We start from the raw sequence: 18,363 nt of genomic DNA on the forward strand, positions 1-18,363 counted from the left end.
TTAGATCCAAACGATGTTAGTTTAACACCAGTAACTACTGGACCATTGACAGTGAATGCTGATGGAACGGTAACAGTTGCAGCAGGAACCGACTCTGGAACCTATACAGTAGTGTATACTATTTGTGAAATTGCTGTTCCAACGAACTGTAATGATGCTACGGTAACGGTAGTAGTAGACGGAACGATGGATGCAGTAGATGATGATTACACTGCAACTGCTCAAGAAGGAGTTGATGGAATCACTTACACTGGCCTATTAGATAATGACACTTTAAACGGAGTAGCGGTTGATCCAAATGATATAACGATCACACCAAACACGAACGGACCCTTGACAGTCAATGCCAATGGAACGGTAGATGTAGCTCCTGGAACAGGACCTGGAACATACACAGTAACCTACACGATTTGTGAGATTGCAGTTCCAACGAACTGTGATACTGCAACAGTAACAGTTGTTGTTGGGAATCCTGATCCGATAGATGCTGTGGATGATGACTTTAGTGGGTCTCCTGTTAATGGAACCACAGGTGGAGTTGCAGGTGATATTACCTTAAACGATACCTTGAATGGTGTTCCTGTCTTGGATACAGAAATCACGATCACTTTAGATATTGATGGAGGTCTTACAGGAGTAACAATCGATTCCGACGGAAATGTTATTGTTCCTGCAGGCGCGACAGCAGGAACGTATACGCTTACTTACACAATATGTGAGATTGCTGTTCCAACAAACTGTGATACTGCAACGATTATTGTTGTAGTTGAAGATCCAATTCTGGTGATTGATGCTGTAAACGATGACTTCAGTGGTACTCCAATAAATGGAACTACGGGAGGTGTTGCAGGCGATATTACTTTGAACGATACCTTGAACGGTGTTCCAGTATTGGATACTGAAATCACGATCACTTTAGATAATAATGGAGGTCTGACTGGAGTAACAATTGATTCCGACGGAAATGTTATTGTTCCTGCAGGCGCGACAGCAGGAACTTATACGCTTACTTACACAATATGTGAGATTGCTGTTCCAACGAACTGTGATACTGCAACGATTATTGTTGTAGTTGAAGATCCAATCCTGGTGATTGATGCTGTAAACGATGACTTCAGTGGTACTCCAATAAATGGAACTACGGGAGGTGTTGCAGGCGATATTACTTTGAACGATACCTTGAACGGTGTTCCAGTATTGGATACTGAAATCACGATCACTTTAGATAATAATGGAGGTCTGACTGGAGTAACAATTGATTCCGACGGAAATGTAATAGTACCAGCAGGTTCAACAGCTGGAACTTATACGCTGACATATACTATTTGTGAAATCGCAAATCCAACGAACTGTGATACTGCAACGATCATAGTAGTTGTAGGAGATTGTTTAGACTTCCCTACAAATGATTGTGACGGTGATGGAGTAACAAACGAACAGGAAATTATAGATGGAACAGATCCTAATGATCCTTGTGAATATTTAGTTACAAGTCAAACTGGAACTACAAGTGCAACATGGAATGCTCTTGATTGTGATGGAGACGGAACGCCAAATGGAACCGATCCAGATCCTCAAGATCCTTGTACTGATGATGGTACAGCTGGTGATGAAGATCCTAATAACCCAGTTTGGGCTGATGCAGATTGTGACGGTGATGGAGTGACTAATGGACAAGAGGTTATTGATGGTACGAACCCACTAGATCCTTGTGATCTTGAAGTTGGAAGTCAAACATTACCTCCTTCTAATGATTGGAATAATGCAGACTGTGACGGCGATGGAGTTACTAACGGTCAGGAAATAATTGATGGCACGAATCCATTAGATATTTGTGACTTTATCTTCGGAAGCCAAACAGTAACACCTTCAAATGAATGGAACACATTAGATTGTGACGGAGATGGTGTTGTGAATGGAGTGGAAATTGGAAACGGAACAGATCCTACCGATCCTTGTGATTACTTCACATTGAGTCAAACGGTAACGCCTTCATCTGAATGGAACAATTTAGATTGTGACGGTGATGGAGTAACCAACGGACAAGAAGTAATAGATGGTACAGATCCACAAGATCCTTGTGATTATGAAGCAACAAGTCAGACACTACCTACAGGAGGTGACTGGGCGAATGCAGATTGTGATGGTGATGGTGTTACCAACGGACAAGAAGTTATTGATGGGACAGATCCACAAGATCCATGTGATTACCTAACAGGTAGTCAAACAACAACAACTAGTTCTGAATGGAATGATCTTGATTGTGATGGTGATGGAGTATCCAATGGTGATGAAATTGCCGATGGTACAGATCCAAATGATTCTTGTGATCTTGTAGTTGGAAGTCAGACTTTACCACCTTCTACCGATTGGGATAACGCCGATTGTGATGGTGATGGTGTGACAAACGAACAGGAAGTGATTGATGGAACAGATCCAGCAGACCCTTGTGATTTCGTTCTTGACAGCCAAACCCTGCCAGTAAATAATGATTGGGGAGACCTTGATTGTGACGGTGATGGAGTACCTAACGGTGTTGAAATCATTGATGGAACAGATATTTTCGATCCATGTAATTATGTACCAACAAGTCAGAACAATCCATTAACAACAAGTGAAGAATGGAATAATTTAGACTGTGACGGTGATGGTGTTACAAATGGTAATGAAGTTGATCCTGATGGTGATGGTACTGCCGGACCGAATGGAACGAATCCTTTAGATCTTTGTGACTTCAATATTGAAGATCAAACGCTGGATCCTTCAAGTCAATGGAATGATATTGACTGCGATGGTGATGGTGTTCCTAACGGAGTTGAAGTTATCGACGGAACAGATCCTAATGCAGTTTGTGATTACCTTCTGGAGAGTCAAACTTCAGTGCCAACAGTAGCTTGGGAACTGGCAGATTGTGATTGTGAAGACACCGATGGTGATGGTATCCCTGACGGGGATGGTATTCCAAACGGTGAGGAAACCGGAGATGTAAATAACAACGGTATTCCTGATTATCTGGAATGTAACAATGTTGATACTACAGCCGATGACGGATTGGAGATATACGATATCATGACACCAAACGGTGATGGATTAAACGATGTGTTTGTTATTAGAGGACTTGATAAGTACCCTGATAACAGAGTTAAGATCTATAATAGATGGGGAGTTCTTGTATTCGATGCCCGAAGTTATGGTACTTCTGATAATTATTTCAGAGGAGTATCTAACGGGAGAGTTACCATTTCTGAAACCGAAAAACTACCGGTTGGAACCTATTATTACGTATTGAATTACGTGAATGACGCTGGTAACGAAAAGCAAATGGCTGGTCCATTATACATCAATAGAAACTAATAAATAAATATATACCTGTCGGATTTCCGATTCGGCAGGTTTAATAATAAACGTATGAAAAATAGTAAACTAACTGTTTTAGTATTATTGCTCCTCGCGTTATACTCTTATACCGCCAACGCACAGCAGGATGCGCAATACACGCAGTATATGTATAACACTCTAAGTGTTAATCCGGCATATGCAGGGTCGCGAGATGTTTTTAGTTTTCTTGGACTTTATAGAAATCAATGGTTCGGGAATAACATAAAAGGAACGCCAAAAACATATACAGCTTCCTTGCATTCCCCAATTGCTAAAAATGTGTCACTCGGACTTAACGCAACGCGTGATGAAATCTTTATTACACAGGAAACCTATCTCGATCTTGATTTTAGCTATACGTTACATCTTTCAGAAAAAGGAAGATTAAACTTAGGTTTAAAAGGTGGAGCTCACCTTCTTGATGTCGATAGTAAACGTGCATACGAAGGCGCGTACAACCAGGGAGATCCCGATGCTGAAGTGTTTATTGACAACAAGTTCTCGCCACAATTTGGTGCAGGAGCCTATTATTTTACCGATAAATTCTACTTGGGATTAAGTGCTCCGAACATTTTGGAAACAGAGCATTTTGATGAATCGTCTGTAGATCCTAATAGTACTTCGAGCGCAACAGCCAAGGAAAAAATTAACTTTTATCTTATGTCGGGTTATGCTTTCGACATTAATGAAGATTTAAAATTTAAGCCCGCCTTTATAACTAAATTAGTTCAGGGTGCTCCTTTGCAAGTTGACATTTCTGCTAACTTCCTAATAAATAAAAAATTCACATTAGGAGCCGCTTACAGATGGAGTGCAGCTATAAGTGCAATGGCAGGATTTCAATTGTCTGATCAGTTAATGCTAGGAATCGCTTACGATCGTGAGACAACCGAATTATCCAGATATAACAACGGTTCCTTTGAAGTGTTTTTGAGATACGAGATCTTCAAACAAAATGAAAACATGGTATCCCCTAGATTCTTCTAATCGAATAAACCTACTTAAACATGAAATTTACATTCAATTTAATTTTGGCTTTTGCTCTTCTTGGAACAACAACAATTTTTGCACAAGAAGGAAAGGTTAAAAAAGGAAATAAAAAATACGAACAGTATGCCTTTGTAGATGCGCAACAAGCGTACTTAAAAGTTATCGACAACGGATTTCATTCTGCCGATATCCTTCAAAAATTAGCCGATTCTTACTATTTCACCGCAAATTACGAAAGTGCTGCTAAATGGTATGGAGCCCTATATGAGAATTATAAATCTGACATGAGTTCCGAATACTTATACAGATATGCTCAATCCCTAAAGAGTGTGAAACGTTATGAAACGTCCAACGAAATTATGGAACAGTTTTACGCTATCAATGGTAGTGATAATCGAACTGTTTTCTTTGCACAGGAAAGAGCATATTTAGACAAGATAGCAGAGTTAGAGAGATTTGAAGTCAGTAAAGTCGACTTCAACTCTAAACTTTCAGATTTTGCGCCATCTTATTATATGGATAAGCTAGTGTTTGCTTCAAACGGAAGAGAAAATTCGGCCGGACAACGAACGCACGACTGGAATGAACAACCTTTTCTAGACCTATATATTATTTCCAATAAGTCTTCCGAAGGAAAAAAAAATATTGACGAATTAAGTGGAAAAATCAATACGAAATTCCACGAATCGACTGCGGTATTTACCAAAAGTGGAGATACTATTTACTTCACTCGAAATAATTATACCAAAGGAAAGTATAGAAAAGACGCCAACGGAACCAATAGATTAAAGCTTTATAGAGGTGTAAAAAAAGAGAATGGAAACTGGGAGATTGAAGAATTACCTTTTAATAATAATCAGTATTCTGTTGCTCATCCTGCCTTAAGCCCAGACGGTAAAACCTTGTATTTTGCAAGTGATATGCCAGGTGGAAAAGGAGGGTCAGACCTGTATAAAGTGCAAATCCTAACTGAAGGTTTTAGTGAACCAATGAGCCTGGGAGATGCTGTTAATACGAAAGAACGTGAGACTTTTCCATTTGTGAGTGCCGACAATAAATTGTATTTTTCTTCAGATGGCCATGTTGGTCTTGGAGGATTAGATGTGTTCGTAATGGATTTGGATGAGAATGCCTCTGGCAAAGAAGTTTATAACCTCGGAAAACCAATTAACAGTTATATAGATGATTTTTCTTTAATCATAGATAGTAATGATGGAAGCGGTTATTTTGCTTCCAATCGCAAGGGAGGATTAGGTGATGATGATATTTATTCTTTTAAGAGATTAGCTCCTTTGGAAATCGAATGTGCACAGCAGCTTGAAGGTGTTGTAATAGATAATAAAAGTAAGCAGCCAATAGAAAATGCTAAAGTATTGCTTCTGGATGAAGATAATATGATGCTTTCTGAAACGGTTTCAACAGCCAGTGGAGCATTTAGCTTCGAATTGGACTGCAGTAAAGCCTACTCTGTACGGTCAACGAAGGATGGATATTCGACTGAAGAAAAAACGCTGGCCAGTAGCTCAGAGAATAATATAAAACTGGAAAGAAAATTACAACTTAAGAAAGGCCAGGATCTTACTGTTAGCCCAATCAAAGTTGGAAGTGATCTTGCAAAAATATTGAATCTCAATCCAATTTATTTTGATCTGGATCGCTACAATATTCGAAAAGATGCTGCCTTAGAATTACAAAAAGTAATTGCGGTTCTAAAAGAGTATCCGACCATGAAAATTGACGTAAGGTCACATACAGACAGTCGCGGAAAAGATTCGTATAATAAAATTCTTTCTGAAAGAAGAGCACATGCGACTATGAATTATATTGTTGAAACAGGTGGAATAAACAGATCCCGTGTTACAGGTAATGGTTATGGTGAAACTGCTCTGGTTAATCAATGTTCAAATGGTGTACAATGTGCCGATTACGTACATGAAGAAAATCGTAGATCAGAATTTATAGTAGTTGCAAATTAGGCCTACATTTAAATAATAAAAAAACCCCTTACAGTTAAGTAAGGGGTTTTTTATTGTGCTTGAAAAATATTAGTTGTCGTCGTTTCCTTCAACTTCGTCTTTAACTTCCTGTACGCCTTCTTCAATAGCGTCTCCTGTATCTTCGACTGCTTCTTCAATTGCATCACCAGCCTTTTCTAAGTTTGATTGAGTGTCTTCTACTGCATTCTCTAAAGCATCAGCTGCTTTTTCTTCAGTAGTTTCTCTACAAGAATAGATCGAAAGCACTAAGCATAATGATGCAAGGGATAAAATTAATTTTTTCATTGTTGATGTAAATTAGTGATTAATATTTCGCGCAAAAGTACTCTTTTTAACGATATGATAATCTATGGTTCTTATTTTTTGTTACAAATAATACCCTTGTTTATTCTTACAAAGTTACATCGAGAGTCTTCGCGGAAATTTTAATTCGCTTCTGGTGTTTTTTAGAGTGCATTCTAATTAGTGTCGTTGTCATTTCAAGTTTTTTGTCCTTTAATGTCAATGACTTAGAATAATAATATTATAAATAAGAATGCTGATTGGGGTTTTTCTTAGTACGCTTTTTCGCTTAAATATTTCCAATAGCGCTTCGGAACGTGACGTAAATGAAGTTTTGTGTTTTTTCGAGAAACAATATTAGTACTCTTGAAATAATTCTTCCATAATTCTTCGTATTCGATTTCTTCTGAAGTAAAGAAAACCTGCTTATTACTATTTAGATTTACATCATCAGTAAGCTCAATCTCGATCGTATTTACATTTTCCAGGTCATAATACAATCCGTAATTTCTTTTCAAATCATAAATTATCCATTTTTGATCTGCATACCTGTTTTTAAAATGCTTGGCGTTTAAAGGCAGCACGTTGAAATCGGGTTCGATAGTGCTTAAATAGACTCCATCCTTGGTAAGTCTGAATCTAACAAAGGCATCCATACGGTGCTTTTCACGACTTACGCTTTTCGCAATTTTTGAAATCTTCAGTATATGTGGATCAGTAAAATTGCTTTCTATTTTTTGTTTCGCTGAAAAAGCCTTCCGAATTACATAAAGCATTGTGTCTTCTACTCCTGTTATTTCACTTAAAAAAGCTTTGTAGAGTTGCTGTCTTCCTTCCGAAGAGAAATAACGGCAAATTCCCTTCCATACACGTTCTGCCTTGATTCTATCTGTAAAAACGGTTTCGAGCGTATCGAAAAAATTTTCCGAAGCTATCCTTTTGGTCTGAATGCTCGCTAGCGGAATTTTCTCTTCATATATAGTAAAAACGGCAGTCAAAAATCCATCGAAACTTCCATCATAAACTAAAATTTTCTTCATGCAGATGTCAGCTTGTTGGTTTCAAACAAATTGAGTTGTTGACTGTACGCACCTCTAAACTTACTATTCGATTCTTGTAAAATAAGCCCCTTTATTTGCGCGGCAGTTCGATCCTTGATTTCAAAATCACGGGAGTTACAAACTATGAAATATTTCGCTCGGTTAAGGGCGATTCCAATAGCTTTTAAGTGTTCTAGTGTCAAGTTTCTGAAACGTCGGGCCTGTATTATTTTATACACCGATTTCATGCCAATACCGGGAATTCTGGCTAACATTCTTTTATCGGCTTTATTAATGTCGATGGGAAATTGTTCCAAATTTCGCAACGCCCAACTTAGTTTCGGATCTATATCTGAATCTAAATTTGGATATTCTTTATTCAGCAATTCTCGTACATCAAAACCATAAAAGCGAAGTAACCAGTCGGTTTGATACAACCGATTTTCTCTGAGAAGCGGAACTTCTGTGCCGATGCTGGGTAAGCGTGTATCATAACTAATAGGAATATAGCCGGAATAGTAGACCCGCTTTAGATTAAAATTTTTATAAAAATAGGCAGACGTATACATGATTTCTGCATCGGTTTCACCACTTGCGCCAACGATCATTTGAGTGCTTTGGCCGGCGGGTGCATAGAGTGGTGTACTTTTTATAAGTTTCTTTTCACTTTTATACTGAAGAATTTCATTTTTCACCTTTTCCATAGGCTGGATAAAATCCTTTCTGTTTTTCTCTGGCGCCAAGAGTTTTAGCCCTTTTTCTGAAGGTATTTCAATATTCACACTCAGTCTATCGGCGTACAAACCGGCTTCGCGCATGAGTTCATCACTAGCCCCGGGAATCGATTTCAGATGAATGTAGCCGTTAAAATTTTCTTCTTCCCTGAGCTTCTTAGCCACTGAAATCAAGCGCTCCATGGTATAATCTGCATTTTTAAAAATACCGCTGCTTAAAAAGAGCCCTTCAATGTAATTTCTTCGATAGAAATTTATGGTAAGATCAACTACTTCCTGAACTTTAAAGGCAGCTCTTTTAATATCATTACTTTTTCGCGTAACACAGTAAGCACAATCAAAAATACAATGGTTTGTAAGTAGTATTTTTAAAAGGGAAACACAACGTCCATCTTCGGAATAAGTATGGCAAATACCCATACCACTACTATCTCCAAGACCTTTATTTTTATTAGCTCTTTTACTGCCACTGGAGGAGCAGGAAACATCGTATTTTGCAGCATCAGCAAGGATGTTTAATTTTTCTTTTATTCGTTCAAAATTCATAGCGTATATTGGAATAAATACAAAATTATGGATTATTTCCAATTAAAACGGAAATAATCCATAAAAAATTAGGAACTATTCCAAAAAATTGTATTTTTGAGTATGGACACAAAGTTATCAATTGAGGCTAGACGTTTTAAAAAACTACGTGAAGAATTGCATCATACGCAACAATCATTTGCAGAAATTTTGGGAATAAAAAGCGGTACGGCCGATATTGAACGAGGAAAGACCAAGCTGTCTGGAAAAGTAGTAATGGAATTACTACGTCAATTCAATATTAATCCGTTGTGGCTCTTCGGAAAAAGTTTCACACAATTTGTAAATGTCAATGGCGGAGATGTAAGTCCAAAAGTGATTAGTATTGACAAAGAAGATAAAGAGACTATTCTACTAGTAAACCAAAAAGCTGCTGCCGGATATCCACATAATATACAGGATGTTGATTGGTATGAAAGCCTGCCCGCATTTAATATTCCTCTGCCAGAGTATAGAAATGCAACTTATAGAGGTTTTCAAGTGGAAGGGGATAGTATGCTTCCTAATATTCGTCCTAATGAGTGGGTACTTGGTAGAGCAGTACCTTCTATTTCTGAAGCCAGCGATAGTAAAATATACATTGTTGTATTACATGATTCGGTACTTGTAAAGAAATTGCAAAAAGTGCCTAACGCACCGGATAAAGTTCGACTTATTTCCTTAAATGAAGATTACCTGCCAATAAATGTAGATATCAACGATATTCAGGAACTGTGGATGGTTAATAGCAAACTCACTTTCGGAATCGATGAACCTACAGAAAGTGGTCTTTTACGACAGCTGCAACAATCCATGGAAGAATTAAAAGGTCAAATTAATAACCTAAACACATAAAAAAAGCGACTCTTCTTAGAGTCGCTTTTTGTTTGATTGGATGACTGATTAATCGTTATCGTCGACTTTGATCTTAACGTTTCCGTCGTCGTCAGTCTTTATTTTGACTTCCTTATCATCAGTTTCCATTTTTATTTTATCACCGCCATCTTTTATTTTAATGTCGGCTCCATCTGCTTTCATTTCTTCAATGAGCGTTTCTTTCTCAGATTTTTGCTCTCTACAAGAAGTTAATGATGTTCCTAAAAATAATGCGGTTAAAGCAATAAATGCTATTTTTTTCATATCGATTGTTGATTTAATATTAATTATAGTAAAAGGATATTGATGGTTGCAACATTAGTTGTCATCAGTTCCACCTGTACCTGTGTTCTCCTTTATTTCATCAACGCCTTCGTTAACAGCGTCTTCAACGTCGTCAATAACATCTTGTACATCGTCATTGTCGTCGATATTGATTTCTACTTCTTCTTTTTTCGTGTCTCTACAGGAAGTTAAAGTTGTTCCAAAAGCAAAAACCAATGCTAAACTTAAAATTAATTTCTTCATGATATATATAGTGTTAGTGTTTATAATTAATCGTCATTCCCTATTTTATCTATAGCCTTGTCCACTTCTTCGTTGACTTCCTTGTCAATTTCCTTCGCGGTTCTTTCAAGAATGCTTCCTTTTTCTTTAGTTTCAACTTGCACTTCTTTTATTACTGTTTTAGTTTCCGTTTTGGTTTCTCTACAAGAACTAACAAAAAAGGTTGAAAATACTAAAGTAAGAATGATTATTGTGTTTTTCATATTTGATTGAAAATGTTAATTATTTGAGCAAATCTACAAATTTTAACATTTAGAGATGATAAAATTTTATTAAAGTTTACTTATATATTTGCCAATACAAAACCTGAAATTTCTTTTTATGTCCTTCCATCAATTACGTGATTTCCTTGCTACACTTCAATTGAATAACAATAAAGAATGGATGGATCTTCATAGAAAGGAGTATTATGATGTTAGAGATTTTTATATTGAATGGCTAGAAGCTATGAACGATAAATTGGCAGCGATCGATCCTAATTATTTCGATACTCCGGGAAAGAAGGCAATCAACCGCATCAATAACAATCTCATGTTCCATCCCACTAAACCTATTTATAAAGATCATTTTGGTGCTGGTTTGGATCAACAAAGTAAAGAAGGGGATTTTTATATAGAAATAGGTTTAAATGGCGCTTACATTGGTGGAGGTTATTGGCATCCATCTTCCAAAAAGCTTAAAAGTATTCGTGAAGCGATCGATTATAACGGGGATGATTTTTTTAAGATATTGAATAAAAAAAGTTTCAAGAAGATGTTTGGTGATATGATCGAGGGTGTTGTGTTGAAAACAGCTCCAAGAGGATACGCTCAAGATCATAAACATATTGAGCTATTGAGACGGAAGTCGTTTGCTGTGAGTTGTTCTTTTTCTGAAAAAGAAGTGGCTAACTCTAATTTCGACGATAGAGTAATAGAGGTTTATAAAGAAATGTTGCCTTTCCGAAGATATTTAAATAAGGCCGTCTCGGTGTAAATTTTCAATATGTGCTAGTACCTTTTTGGTAGCTCCTGTATTGTTATTAATAAAATGACCGGCTATCATTCCTGTTTTACTTCGGAAGGAATTATCCTTTACAAGTTTGCTTAGAACTTGAGTGCATTCTTCAGAATTAGAAACAGAAAAAAGCCCTGCTAGTTGCTGCAATCGTTTGGCTTCAGGAAAATCATCAAAATTCTTTCCAATAATTACCGGTATTCCGAAGGTGGCCGGTTCAAGGATATTATGCAAGCCCGTTTTCCCCATGGCCCCACCTACATAGGCAATATCTGCATAACTGTAAATCTTAGTGAGTAAGCCAATAATGTCAATAATAAATACAGCTGCCGACTCTAAAACGGATGCTTCCGAAAGAGCTCCTTCCGACTTTAATTCGGAATAAAGAATGACGTTTTTATTGATCTTACTTCGGAAAGCTTCGATTTTTCTCTCATCAATCTTGTGTGGCGCGATCACGAATTTAACTCCTTCCGAAGCGTTTATATAATCCAATAACACCGCCTCATCCTTTGGCCAGGTACTCCCGCAGACAATACAGAGAGTATCGCCTTTAAAAATTTGCAGCCATTCAATAGTATTATCCTGCTCGATCTGATGAGAAACCCTATCAAATCTAGTGTCTCCACTCATAGTAGTTTTAGTAATATCGAGCTTCGCTAACAAATCTTTTGAGCTCTCATTCTGAATAAAAATATGGTCGAAACTCCCTAGTGCTTTTCGCATAAAGCTACCGTAGGATTTAAAAAACACCTGCTCAGGTCTGAATAATCCCGATACTAACAATGTTGGAATATTAGCTTTTTCGAGTTCAAAAAGGTAGTTTGGCCAGAATTCATATTTCACAAATACAGCAAGTGAAGGATGAACAGCTTCTATAAATTTTTTCGCATTTGAACGAGTGTCTAGAGGTAAGTAGACTACTACATCAGCAAGAGAGGTGTTTTTTTTCACTTCAAAACCTGAGGGTGAAAAAAATGAGATTACGATCTTGTACTTCGGCAGTAAAACCTTAACGGCTTCAATAATAGGGACCCCTTGTTCAAATTCTCCCAATGAAGCACAATGAAACCAGATAGTCTTGTCATTTTCGTCGATTTGCTTGAGAAGTGTTTCGAAAACGCCCTTTCTTCCTTGCATAAAAAGTCTCATCTTCGGGCTAATTAACCCGGCACCGTAAAGAAAAATGTAACTTATTTTGGTTAAATAATTGTATAAAATTCGCATGAGCTATAACTGAAAAGCTAAAATACGCTTCTTTGATTAATTACATTGGCTACCGTTTTCTATTTTCGTAATTTTACGGCATTGTAACGAATTTTTTCAGAAAACCTATGCGAAAAATACAAATGGTTGACCTAAAAGGTCAATATCAAAGCATAAAAGAGCGAGTAGATCGATCGATCAGTGAAGTTATTGAAAGCACTGCTTTCATCAATGGTCCTGAAGTGCATAATTTCCAAAAAGAACTAGAGGATTATTTAGGTGTGAAACATGTCATTCCATGTGCTAATGGTACCGATGCGTTGCAAATTGCAATGATGGGCCTCGGTTTAAAGCCCGGAGATGAGGTGATCACAGCCGATTTCACTTTCGCCGCAACGGTTGAAGTGATTGCTTTATTACAGCTAACTCCTGTTTTGGTTGATGTGGATCCCGTAAATTTCAATATCGATATTGAAGCAATTAAAAGGGCCATAACGCCAAAAACGAAGGCGATTGTACCAGTTCATTTATTTGGCTTATCGGCCAATATGGATGAAATTATGGAAATCGCCGAACAACATAATTTGTTCGTAATAGAAGACAATGCACAAGGAATAGGAGCCGATTATACTTCAAAAGATGGTAGCAAGAAAAAGAGCGGAACTATTGGACACATAGCGTCAACATCATTTTTCCCTTCAAAAAACCTAGGTTGTTATGGTGATGGAGGAGCTATTTTCACGAATGACGACGCTCTGGCACATTCCATTAGAGGTATTGTAAACCACGGAATGTACGAACGTTATCATCACGATGTGGTTGGTGTAAATTCCAGATTAGATTCTATTCAAGCAGCCGTGTTACGAGCGAAATTACCAAATTTGGATACTTATAACGAATCCAGAAGAAATGCAGCTAGACAATATACAGAGGCTTTCAAAGGAATTGAAAGCATAGTGACACCTACCGGTTTTTGCGATGCTGGAAATAGCATTTGTGACACCTGCGACTGTCATGTTTTTCATCAATATACGCTGCGCATTTTAACAGCTAACAGGGATGCACTGGTTAAACATTTAAGCGAACATAATATCCCTTGTGGAGTTTATTATCCCATTCCTTTACACAGTCAAAAGGCGTATGCCGATTCTCGTTACAAGGAGTCGGACTTTCCAGTAGCCAACCAATTAGTAAAAGAAGTGATTTCACTACCTATGCATACAGAACTCGATACTGAACAGATTGAGTTTATTACAAAAACGATTATCGATTTTGTAACCAAATAGGGTGTCAAAGTAATTTGAAAAACATGAAAAAAATACTTGTAACGGGCGGCTTGGGTTATATTGGTTCTCATACTGTTGTAGAACTTCAAAACGCTGGATTCGAGGTGATAATTATCGATAACCTTTCCAATTCTACACTGGAAGTACTTGATGGTATAATAACGATAACAGGAGTGTCTCCAACTTTCGCAAAACTTGACCTTAGAAATAAAGCGGATGTTTCCAAGTTTTTTAAAAAGCATACTTCAATAGATGGAATTATTCATTTTGCTGCGAGTAAAGCAGTCGGCGAAAGTGTTGAAAACCCATTATTGTATTACGAGAACAACCTACATACGCTTATATATTTGCTTCAGGAAAGCAAAGCACATCATATTAACAATTTTATTTTTAGTTCTTCTTGCACTGTTTACGGGGAGCCGGATTCATTACCTATTACCGAGAACGCACCGGTAAAGGTAGCCACTTCGCCTTATGGTAATACCAAGCAGATAAGTGAAGAAATAATTGCCGACACCTGTGCTGTTACCGAAATGAAATCAATCGCTTTACGTTATTTTAATCCAATAGGTGCACACCATTCTACTCAAATTGGTGAATTGCCCGTAGGTGTTCCTCAAAATTTGGTGCCATTTATTACGCAAACTGCAGCAAATTTAAGGGAGCAGTTAATGGTCTTCGGAAATGATTACAATACAGATGATGGAACCTGTGTACGTGATTATATTCATGTAGTTGACCTTGCAAAGGCTCATGTAATTGCTCTGAAGCGATTGCTTAATGATCAAAATACAGATGCTTTTGAAATATTCAATGTTGGAACAGGTCGAGGAAGCTCTGTGATGGAAGTGATTAATGCTTTTGAAAAAGTGACCAATCAATCCTTAAATTATAAAATAGTGGATCGGCGTCCAGGTGATGTGGAAGCTGTATTCGCGGATACGGAGAAAGCGAACAAAGAACTTGGCTGGAAATCGGAGAAAACCATGGAAGATGCCTTGGCGTCCGCATGGAAATGGGAAAAAAAAGTCCGAAAAATCTAGGGATATAAGTCATAGGTATCCAAAAAGTGTGTAATAATTATACAATTATGTGTATTTATTACACACTTTTTACTTTGTATACAATTTGCTATTTATAGATAAAACAATAAACTAAGTTGTTTAAAGTGCTGTTATTGTGAGAGCTATAATTACTTGCGTTGTTTTTTTCAGAGATTTCATCATAAATGAAATTTAGGAATTGTTATTGAATACTAACTAACACAACCCTAATTTATATATACCCCACCCTGCGGGGTGGAATTCCTCAGAAAAAATCTCCGTCCCACGGAGATTTTTTTTATTTGGTTCCTTATGTTAACATGGTTTAACGAAGGTTTAACTCCCAGCTTTTGTATTTGCACCCTTCTTTTTCAACCTTTGCACCTGAAAGAAAAGGACATGAGATTGATATCAGTAAAGAGAAAAACGAAAAAGGAAAAGAGATTTACCGAAAATATGGGAATGCTCACTACGAAAGTGGTTTATATTAAAAAGACATTTTTAAGCATTCCATTTAAAACGCTTCATAAATATAGGGAAACGTATTACGGGGAAACGAAAGACTGTGAACACTGTGTTCTAAATGCATAAAAAAAAGCCCTCATCAGAGGGCTTTTTTTTATAATTCTGCTTTAGATGTCTCGGCACTTTGATCGATTTTCTTCACCAATCCTTGAAGTACATTCCCGGGTCCTACCTCGGTAAAATGAGTGGCGCCGTCCTTAATCATATTTTGTATACTCTGTGTCCATTTTACAGGCGCAGTAAGCTGATCAATAAGATTCTTTTTTATTATCTCTGCATTGGTCACCGCAATCGCACCTACATTTTGATAGATAGGGCATGCGGGAGCAGTAAAGATTGTTTGTTCTATGGCAGCGGCTAATTCCTCTCGGGCTGGTTCCATTAACGGACTATGAAAAGCACCTCCCACGGGTAGCATCAATGCTCTTCTCGCGCCAGCTTCTTTCAATGATTCGCATGCGGTACTTACAGCTTGAATATCACCTGAGATCACCAATTGACCTGGACAGTTGTAATTGGCGGCAACTACGATTCCTGGTGTTTTTGCACAAATTTCTTCAACGATATTATCATCCAGACCTAATACAGCTGCCATTGTGGATGGCGTAAGTTCGCAGGCTTTTTGCATAGCCAGTGCTCTTTTATAAACCAATTGAAGTCCGTCGCTAAATGCAAGAGTTCTATTTGCAACAAGTGCCGAGATTTCACCAAGTGAATGACCTGCCACCATATCTGGTTGAAATGAATCACCCATTACTTCAGCAAAAATAGTAGAATGTAGAAAAATAGCTGGCTGTGTAACCTTAGTTTCTTTTAATTCCTCTGCTGTTCCTTCGAACATAATTTTAGTGATGTCAAACCCTAAAATTTCATTCGCCTGATTAAAAAGAGCTCTTGCTTTTTGAGAATTATCGTAAAGGTCGAGCCCCATTCCTGTGAATTGAGCTCCTTGTCCTGGAAATATATATGCTTTCATGAATTCTAGTTTAAAAAACCGGGAAGATATTTCTTTCTTTGGGTCTTATTGATTAGTTAATGACAAAAATATAATTTATTCTATGAATATCTTTTTATAATGCTTTTTACTTGTGAATAATAGCCACTCCCAAACAGATTTAAATGCACCAGCAAGTAATACAATTGCCAGATTTGAATCCGATTTTCCCAATTTTCAACTAATGGAAATATGTTGTTATATTCTGAATAAATGGCTTCGGAAAAACCACCGAATAGCTTCATCATTCCTAGGTCCATCTCGCGAATCGCAAACGATACTGCTGGGTCAATCAATACCGGAGACCCTTCCGAAGCGATCAAAAAATTACCACTCCATAGATCACCATGAATTAAAGCCGGAGGCTCCTCTGGAATTTCATCAGTAATATTTCCGAAGAAAAGATCAATATTTGGAAATTGAAAGCCTAAATCATACGCGATTTCAAGTTGAGGTTGTAATCGTTGATCAATATAAAACCCTGTAGCTGTTGATTCTTCGCCGTTGTATTGCGGTAAACTTCCTATGTAATTGGAATATGGGAGTCCAAAATGTCGCTGCGTATTTTGATGAAGCATAACTAAATTGTTGGCAAATTTTAAATCGAAATCAGGTGAAGGGGTTCCATGGGGAATATATTCTAAAAGGAGATATGTTTCATCTACAAAATCACCTGTTCCAATCACCTTAGGTATTCGAAAACTTCTGGTAGATTGCAAAAGTTCTAAGCCTTTGGCTTCAGTTTCAAACATAGCATGGAACTCCGACTTGTTACTGAGTTTAATAACAACGTCTTCCGAAGCGCATTTCAGCTTAAAAACTTTATTGATATCACCGCCTGATAAGGGTGTTACAGATTTTATATCTAGCTTATATTTTGTTGCTATATGTTGAACAATGCGATCCATTATAACCACTTAGATAACAATTAGAAATTATTGATTTTATCGTCGTACCCAAGTCTGATAAGTAAACGCATACTTATGTCTTTCATCTTTTTCGTGAAAGGTTTCATTCACCAATTGCCATTCTTCCGAAGGAATTTCAGGAAAAAATGTATCGGCATCGAAACTGTGATGTACTCTTGTCAATTCAATTTTATCACTTACTTCTATGGCAAGTTTGTAGATTTCACCGCCACCAATTATAAAAGCTTGTGTGTCTCCGGCTGCTTTTATAATAGCTTCGTCCAAACTATGAACTATAACAGCGCCCTCTTTTTTATAGGTTTTGTCTCTGGTGATCACCAAATGCACTCTGTTGGGTAATGGCTTAGGGAAGGATTCGAAGGTTTTTCTCCCCATTATGATAAAATGACCGGTTGTAAGTTGTTTAAAGCGTTTGAAATCATCTGGAAGATGCCATACGAGATCATTATCTTTGCCAAGTTCGTTGTTCTCGCCGGCGGCGGCTATCATTGTAATCATATTCTTTTTGGGGGTATGCTGTCGTTCTCTATCTTTTTTTTTACTTCTTCAGTTATTACTTCTTTGGTTACTTGCTTGTCTAATTCTGAAATGCGTTTTTCCTGTTTCGCTTTTAATAGCTCTAGTTGGCGGGATTCCCATTCTCTACCCATAAAACGGTTCATCACAAAGACATTAAAAAGATGAATCAGAAACAAAAAGGCCCAGATTAAAATAGCCCATACAAACCAGTCTTTAATAAAAAATTCATTACCATATCCCAAAACAGGATTGATGATGATTAAAAATACAGATCCTGCGAGAAAGATAATAAAATGGCGCATCAGTTTTTTCTTTTGTCCAATGCGTGCACGGGCATACTCATACTGCTCTCTTTGCTGGGGATCGATTCTTTCTTGATTTTTAGATTTTGAAAACATAGTTGCGTATTTTTACGTTACTTCGTCGCGACTTGCTGA

General features: G+C 37.3%; 19 protein-coding genes. 8 read left to right on the plus strand and 11 right to left on the minus strand.

The genetic code is table 11. The features are described from left to right. The 3 genes from BXY75_RS11750 to BXY75_RS11760 all read left to right on the plus strand — a co-directional run. Window positions 1-3,354 (plus strand): T9SS type B sorting domain-containing protein (locus BXY75_RS11750; RefSeq protein ID WP_147437275.1); only part of this gene is annotated, 3,354 nt, incomplete at its 5' end. A gap of 54 nt (window positions 3,355-3,408) precedes the next feature. After that, window positions 3,409-4,365 (plus strand): PorP/SprF family type IX secretion system membrane protein, encoded by a 957-nt coding sequence (locus BXY75_RS11755; protein ID WP_121907964.1) that lies wholly within the window; start codon window positions 3,409-3,411, stop codon window positions 4,363-4,365. Between the two features lie 20 nt (window positions 4,366-4,385). Further along, window positions 4,386-6,344 (plus strand): OmpA family protein, encoded by a 1,959-nt coding sequence (locus BXY75_RS11760; protein WP_121907965.1) that lies wholly within the window; start codon window positions 4,386-4,388, stop codon window positions 6,342-6,344. A 69-nt stretch (window positions 6,345-6,413) separates the two neighbouring features. Here the strand turns inward: BXY75_RS11760 and BXY75_RS11765 are convergent, their stop codons facing one another. The 3 genes from BXY75_RS11765 to BXY75_RS11775 all read right to left on the minus strand — a co-directional run bounded on the left by BXY75_RS11765 (window position 6,414) and on the right by BXY75_RS11775 (window position 8,967). After that, window positions 6,414-6,650 carry a hypothetical protein gene (locus BXY75_RS11765; RefSeq protein WP_121907966.1) on the minus strand — a complete coding sequence of 79 codons (237 nt, stop codon included), beginning with the start codon at window positions 6,648-6,650 and terminating at the stop codon, window positions 6,414-6,416. A 269-nt stretch (window positions 6,651-6,919) separates the two neighbouring features. Next, window positions 6,920-7,687, minus strand: a complete 768-nt coding sequence (locus tag BXY75_RS11770) for a TIGR03915 family putative DNA repair protein (protein WP_121907967.1) — start codon at window positions 7,685-7,687, stop codon at window positions 6,920-6,922. Then, window positions 7,684-8,967: a putative DNA modification/repair radical SAM protein gene (locus BXY75_RS11775; RefSeq protein WP_121907968.1), complete on the minus strand. Its 1,284-nt coding sequence runs from the start codon at window positions 8,965-8,967 to the stop codon at window positions 7,684-7,686. Before BXY75_RS11775 ends, BXY75_RS11770 begins: the two co-directional genes overlap by 4 nt. Window positions 8,968-9,069: 102 nt before the next feature. Here BXY75_RS11775 and BXY75_RS11780 point away from each other — a divergent pair, with 102 nt between their 5' ends. Next, a complete protein-coding gene (locus BXY75_RS11780; RefSeq protein ID WP_121907969.1) occupies window positions 9,070-9,840 on the plus strand; it encodes a LexA family transcriptional regulator in 771 nt (256 codons plus the stop codon). Between the two features lie 48 nt (window positions 9,841-9,888). Here the strand turns inward: BXY75_RS11780 and BXY75_RS11785 are convergent, their stop codons facing one another. The 3 genes from BXY75_RS11785 to BXY75_RS11795 are packed head-to-tail and all read right to left on the minus strand — an operon-like array spanning window position 9,889 to window position 10,631. After that, on the minus strand, window positions 9,889-10,125 hold the full coding sequence (locus tag BXY75_RS11785) for a hypothetical protein (RefSeq protein ID WP_121907970.1): 237 nt from the start codon (window positions 10,123-10,125) through the stop codon (window positions 9,889-9,891). A gap of 54 nt (window positions 10,126-10,179) precedes the next feature. Next, window positions 10,180-10,389 (minus strand): hypothetical protein, encoded by a 210-nt coding sequence (locus tag BXY75_RS11790; RefSeq protein WP_121907971.1) that lies wholly within the window; start codon window positions 10,387-10,389, stop codon window positions 10,180-10,182. Window positions 10,390-10,415: 26 nt separating this feature from the next. Beyond that, on the minus strand, window positions 10,416-10,631 hold the full coding sequence (locus BXY75_RS11795; protein ID WP_121907972.1) for a hypothetical protein: 216 nt from the start codon (window positions 10,629-10,631) through the stop codon (window positions 10,416-10,418). A gap of 118 nt (window positions 10,632-10,749) precedes the next feature. On the opposite strand from BXY75_RS11795, the gene BXY75_RS11800 reads away from it, so the two are divergent. Beyond that, complete coding sequence (locus BXY75_RS11800) at window positions 10,750-11,403, plus strand: DUF2461 domain-containing protein (protein ID WP_121907973.1); 654 nt, start codon at window positions 10,750-10,752, stop codon at window positions 11,401-11,403. Here the strand turns inward: BXY75_RS11800 and BXY75_RS11805 are convergent. Continuing rightward, window positions 11,380-12,576: a 3-deoxy-D-manno-octulosonic acid transferase gene (locus BXY75_RS11805; RefSeq protein ID WP_317125248.1), complete on the minus strand. Its 1,197-nt coding sequence runs from the start codon at window positions 12,574-12,576 to the stop codon at window positions 11,380-11,382. The two genes, BXY75_RS11800 and BXY75_RS11805, sit on opposite strands and share 24 nt — an antisense overlap. Window positions 12,577-12,758: 182 nt before the next feature. Here BXY75_RS11805 and BXY75_RS11810 point away from each other — a divergent pair, with 182 nt between their 5' ends. From BXY75_RS11810 to BXY75_RS17290, 3 genes are all read left to right on the plus strand, one after another. Next, a complete protein-coding gene (locus BXY75_RS11810) occupies window positions 12,759-13,916 on the plus strand; it encodes a DegT/DnrJ/EryC1/StrS family aminotransferase (protein ID WP_121907975.1) in 1,158 nt (385 codons plus the stop codon). Between the two features lie 23 nt (window positions 13,917-13,939). Continuing rightward, window positions 13,940-14,959, plus strand: coding sequence for a UDP-glucose 4-epimerase GalE (gene galE / locus BXY75_RS11815; protein WP_121907976.1), 1,020 nt, complete (start codon window positions 13,940-13,942; stop codon window positions 14,957-14,959). 399 nt (window positions 14,960-15,358) lie between these two features. After that, window positions 15,359-15,550 carry a hypothetical protein gene (locus tag BXY75_RS17290; protein ID WP_121908421.1) on the plus strand — a complete coding sequence of 64 codons (192 nt, stop codon included), beginning with the start codon at window positions 15,359-15,361 and terminating at the stop codon, window positions 15,548-15,550. 28 nt (window positions 15,551-15,578) lie between these two features. Here the strand turns inward: BXY75_RS17290 and fabD are convergent, their stop codons facing one another. The 4 genes from fabD to BXY75_RS11840 all read right to left on the minus strand — a co-directional run bounded on the left by fabD (window position 15,579) and on the right by BXY75_RS11840 (window position 18,324). After that, a complete protein-coding gene (gene fabD / locus BXY75_RS11825) occupies window positions 15,579-16,460 on the minus strand; it encodes an ACP S-malonyltransferase (protein WP_121907977.1) in 882 nt (293 codons plus the stop codon). A gap of 80 nt (window positions 16,461-16,540) precedes the next feature. Next, complete coding sequence (locus BXY75_RS11830; protein WP_121907978.1) at window positions 16,541-17,386, minus strand: fructosamine kinase family protein; 846 nt, start codon at window positions 17,384-17,386, stop codon at window positions 16,541-16,543. Window positions 17,387-17,422: 36 nt separating this feature from the next. Then, window positions 17,423-17,905, minus strand: a complete 483-nt coding sequence (locus tag BXY75_RS11835) for a dihydrofolate reductase (protein WP_121907979.1) — start codon at window positions 17,903-17,905, stop codon at window positions 17,423-17,425. Then, complete coding sequence (locus BXY75_RS11840) at window positions 17,902-18,324, minus strand: 2TM domain-containing protein (protein WP_121907980.1); 423 nt, start codon at window positions 18,322-18,324, stop codon at window positions 17,902-17,904. Before BXY75_RS11840 ends, BXY75_RS11835 begins: the two co-directional genes overlap by 4 nt. Between the last annotated feature and the right edge of the window lie 39 nt (window positions 18,325-18,363).

Source organism: Ulvibacter antarcticus (assembly GCF_003688405.1).
Classification (GTDB): domain Bacteria; phylum Bacteroidota; class Bacteroidia; order Flavobacteriales; family Flavobacteriaceae; genus Ulvibacter; species Ulvibacter antarcticus.

What these genes read in the sequence shown, in the direction of transcription:
- BXY75_RS11755 (WP_121907964.1), top strand. Translation starts at nt 3,409, where the DNA reads ATGAAAAATAGTAAACTAACTGTTTTAGTATTATTGCTCCTCGCGTTA.
- BXY75_RS11760 (WP_121907965.1), top strand. Translation starts at nt 4,386, where the DNA reads ATGAAATTTACATTCAATTTAATTTTGGCTTTTGCTCTTCTTGGAACA.
- BXY75_RS11765 (WP_121907966.1), bottom strand. Translation starts at nt 6,650, where the DNA reads ATGAAAAAATTAATTTTATCCCTTGCATCATTATGCTTAGTGCTTTCG.
- BXY75_RS11770 (WP_121907967.1), bottom strand. Translation starts at nt 7,687, where the DNA reads ATGAAGAAAATTTTAGTTTATGATGGAAGTTTCGATGGATTTTTGACT.
- BXY75_RS11775 (WP_121907968.1), bottom strand. Translation starts at nt 8,967, where the DNA reads ATGAATTTTGAACGAATAAAAGAAAAATTAAACATCCTTGCTGATGCT.
- BXY75_RS11780 (WP_121907969.1), top strand. Translation starts at nt 9,070, where the DNA reads ATGGACACAAAGTTATCAATTGAGGCTAGACGTTTTAAAAAACTACGT.
- BXY75_RS11785 (WP_121907970.1), bottom strand. Translation starts at nt 10,125, where the DNA reads ATGAAAAAAATAGCATTTATTGCTTTAACCGCATTATTTTTAGGAACA.
- BXY75_RS11790 (WP_121907971.1), bottom strand. Translation starts at nt 10,389, where the DNA reads ATGAAGAAATTAATTTTAAGTTTAGCATTGGTTTTTGCTTTTGGAACA.
- BXY75_RS11795 (WP_121907972.1), bottom strand. Translation starts at nt 10,631, where the DNA reads ATGAAAAACACAATAATCATTCTTACTTTAGTATTTTCAACCTTTTTT.
- BXY75_RS11800 (WP_121907973.1), top strand. Translation starts at nt 10,750, where the DNA reads ATGTCCTTCCATCAATTACGTGATTTCCTTGCTACACTTCAATTGAAT.
- BXY75_RS11805 (WP_317125248.1), bottom strand. Translation starts at nt 12,576, where the DNA reads ATGAGACTTTTTATGCAAGGAAGAAAGGGCGTTTTCGAAACACTTCTC.
- BXY75_RS11810 (WP_121907975.1), top strand. Translation starts at nt 12,759, where the DNA reads ATGCGAAAAATACAAATGGTTGACCTAAAAGGTCAATATCAAAGCATA.
- galE (WP_121907976.1), top strand. Translation starts at nt 13,940, where the DNA reads ATGAAAAAAATACTTGTAACGGGCGGCTTGGGTTATATTGGTTCTCAT.
- BXY75_RS17290 (WP_121908421.1), top strand. Translation starts at nt 15,359, where the DNA reads ATGAGATTGATATCAGTAAAGAGAAAAACGAAAAAGGAAAAGAGATTT.
- fabD (WP_121907977.1), bottom strand. Translation starts at nt 16,460, where the DNA reads ATGAAAGCATATATATTTCCAGGACAAGGAGCTCAATTCACAGGAATG.
- BXY75_RS11830 (WP_121907978.1), bottom strand. Translation starts at nt 17,386, where the DNA reads ATGGATCGCATTGTTCAACATATAGCAACAAAATATAAGCTAGATATA.
- BXY75_RS11835 (WP_121907979.1), bottom strand. Translation starts at nt 17,905, where the DNA reads ATGATTACAATGATAGCCGCCGCCGGCGAGAACAACGAACTTGGCAAA.
- BXY75_RS11840 (WP_121907980.1), bottom strand. Translation starts at nt 18,324, where the DNA reads ATGTTTTCAAAATCTAAAAATCAAGAAAGAATCGATCCCCAGCAAAGA.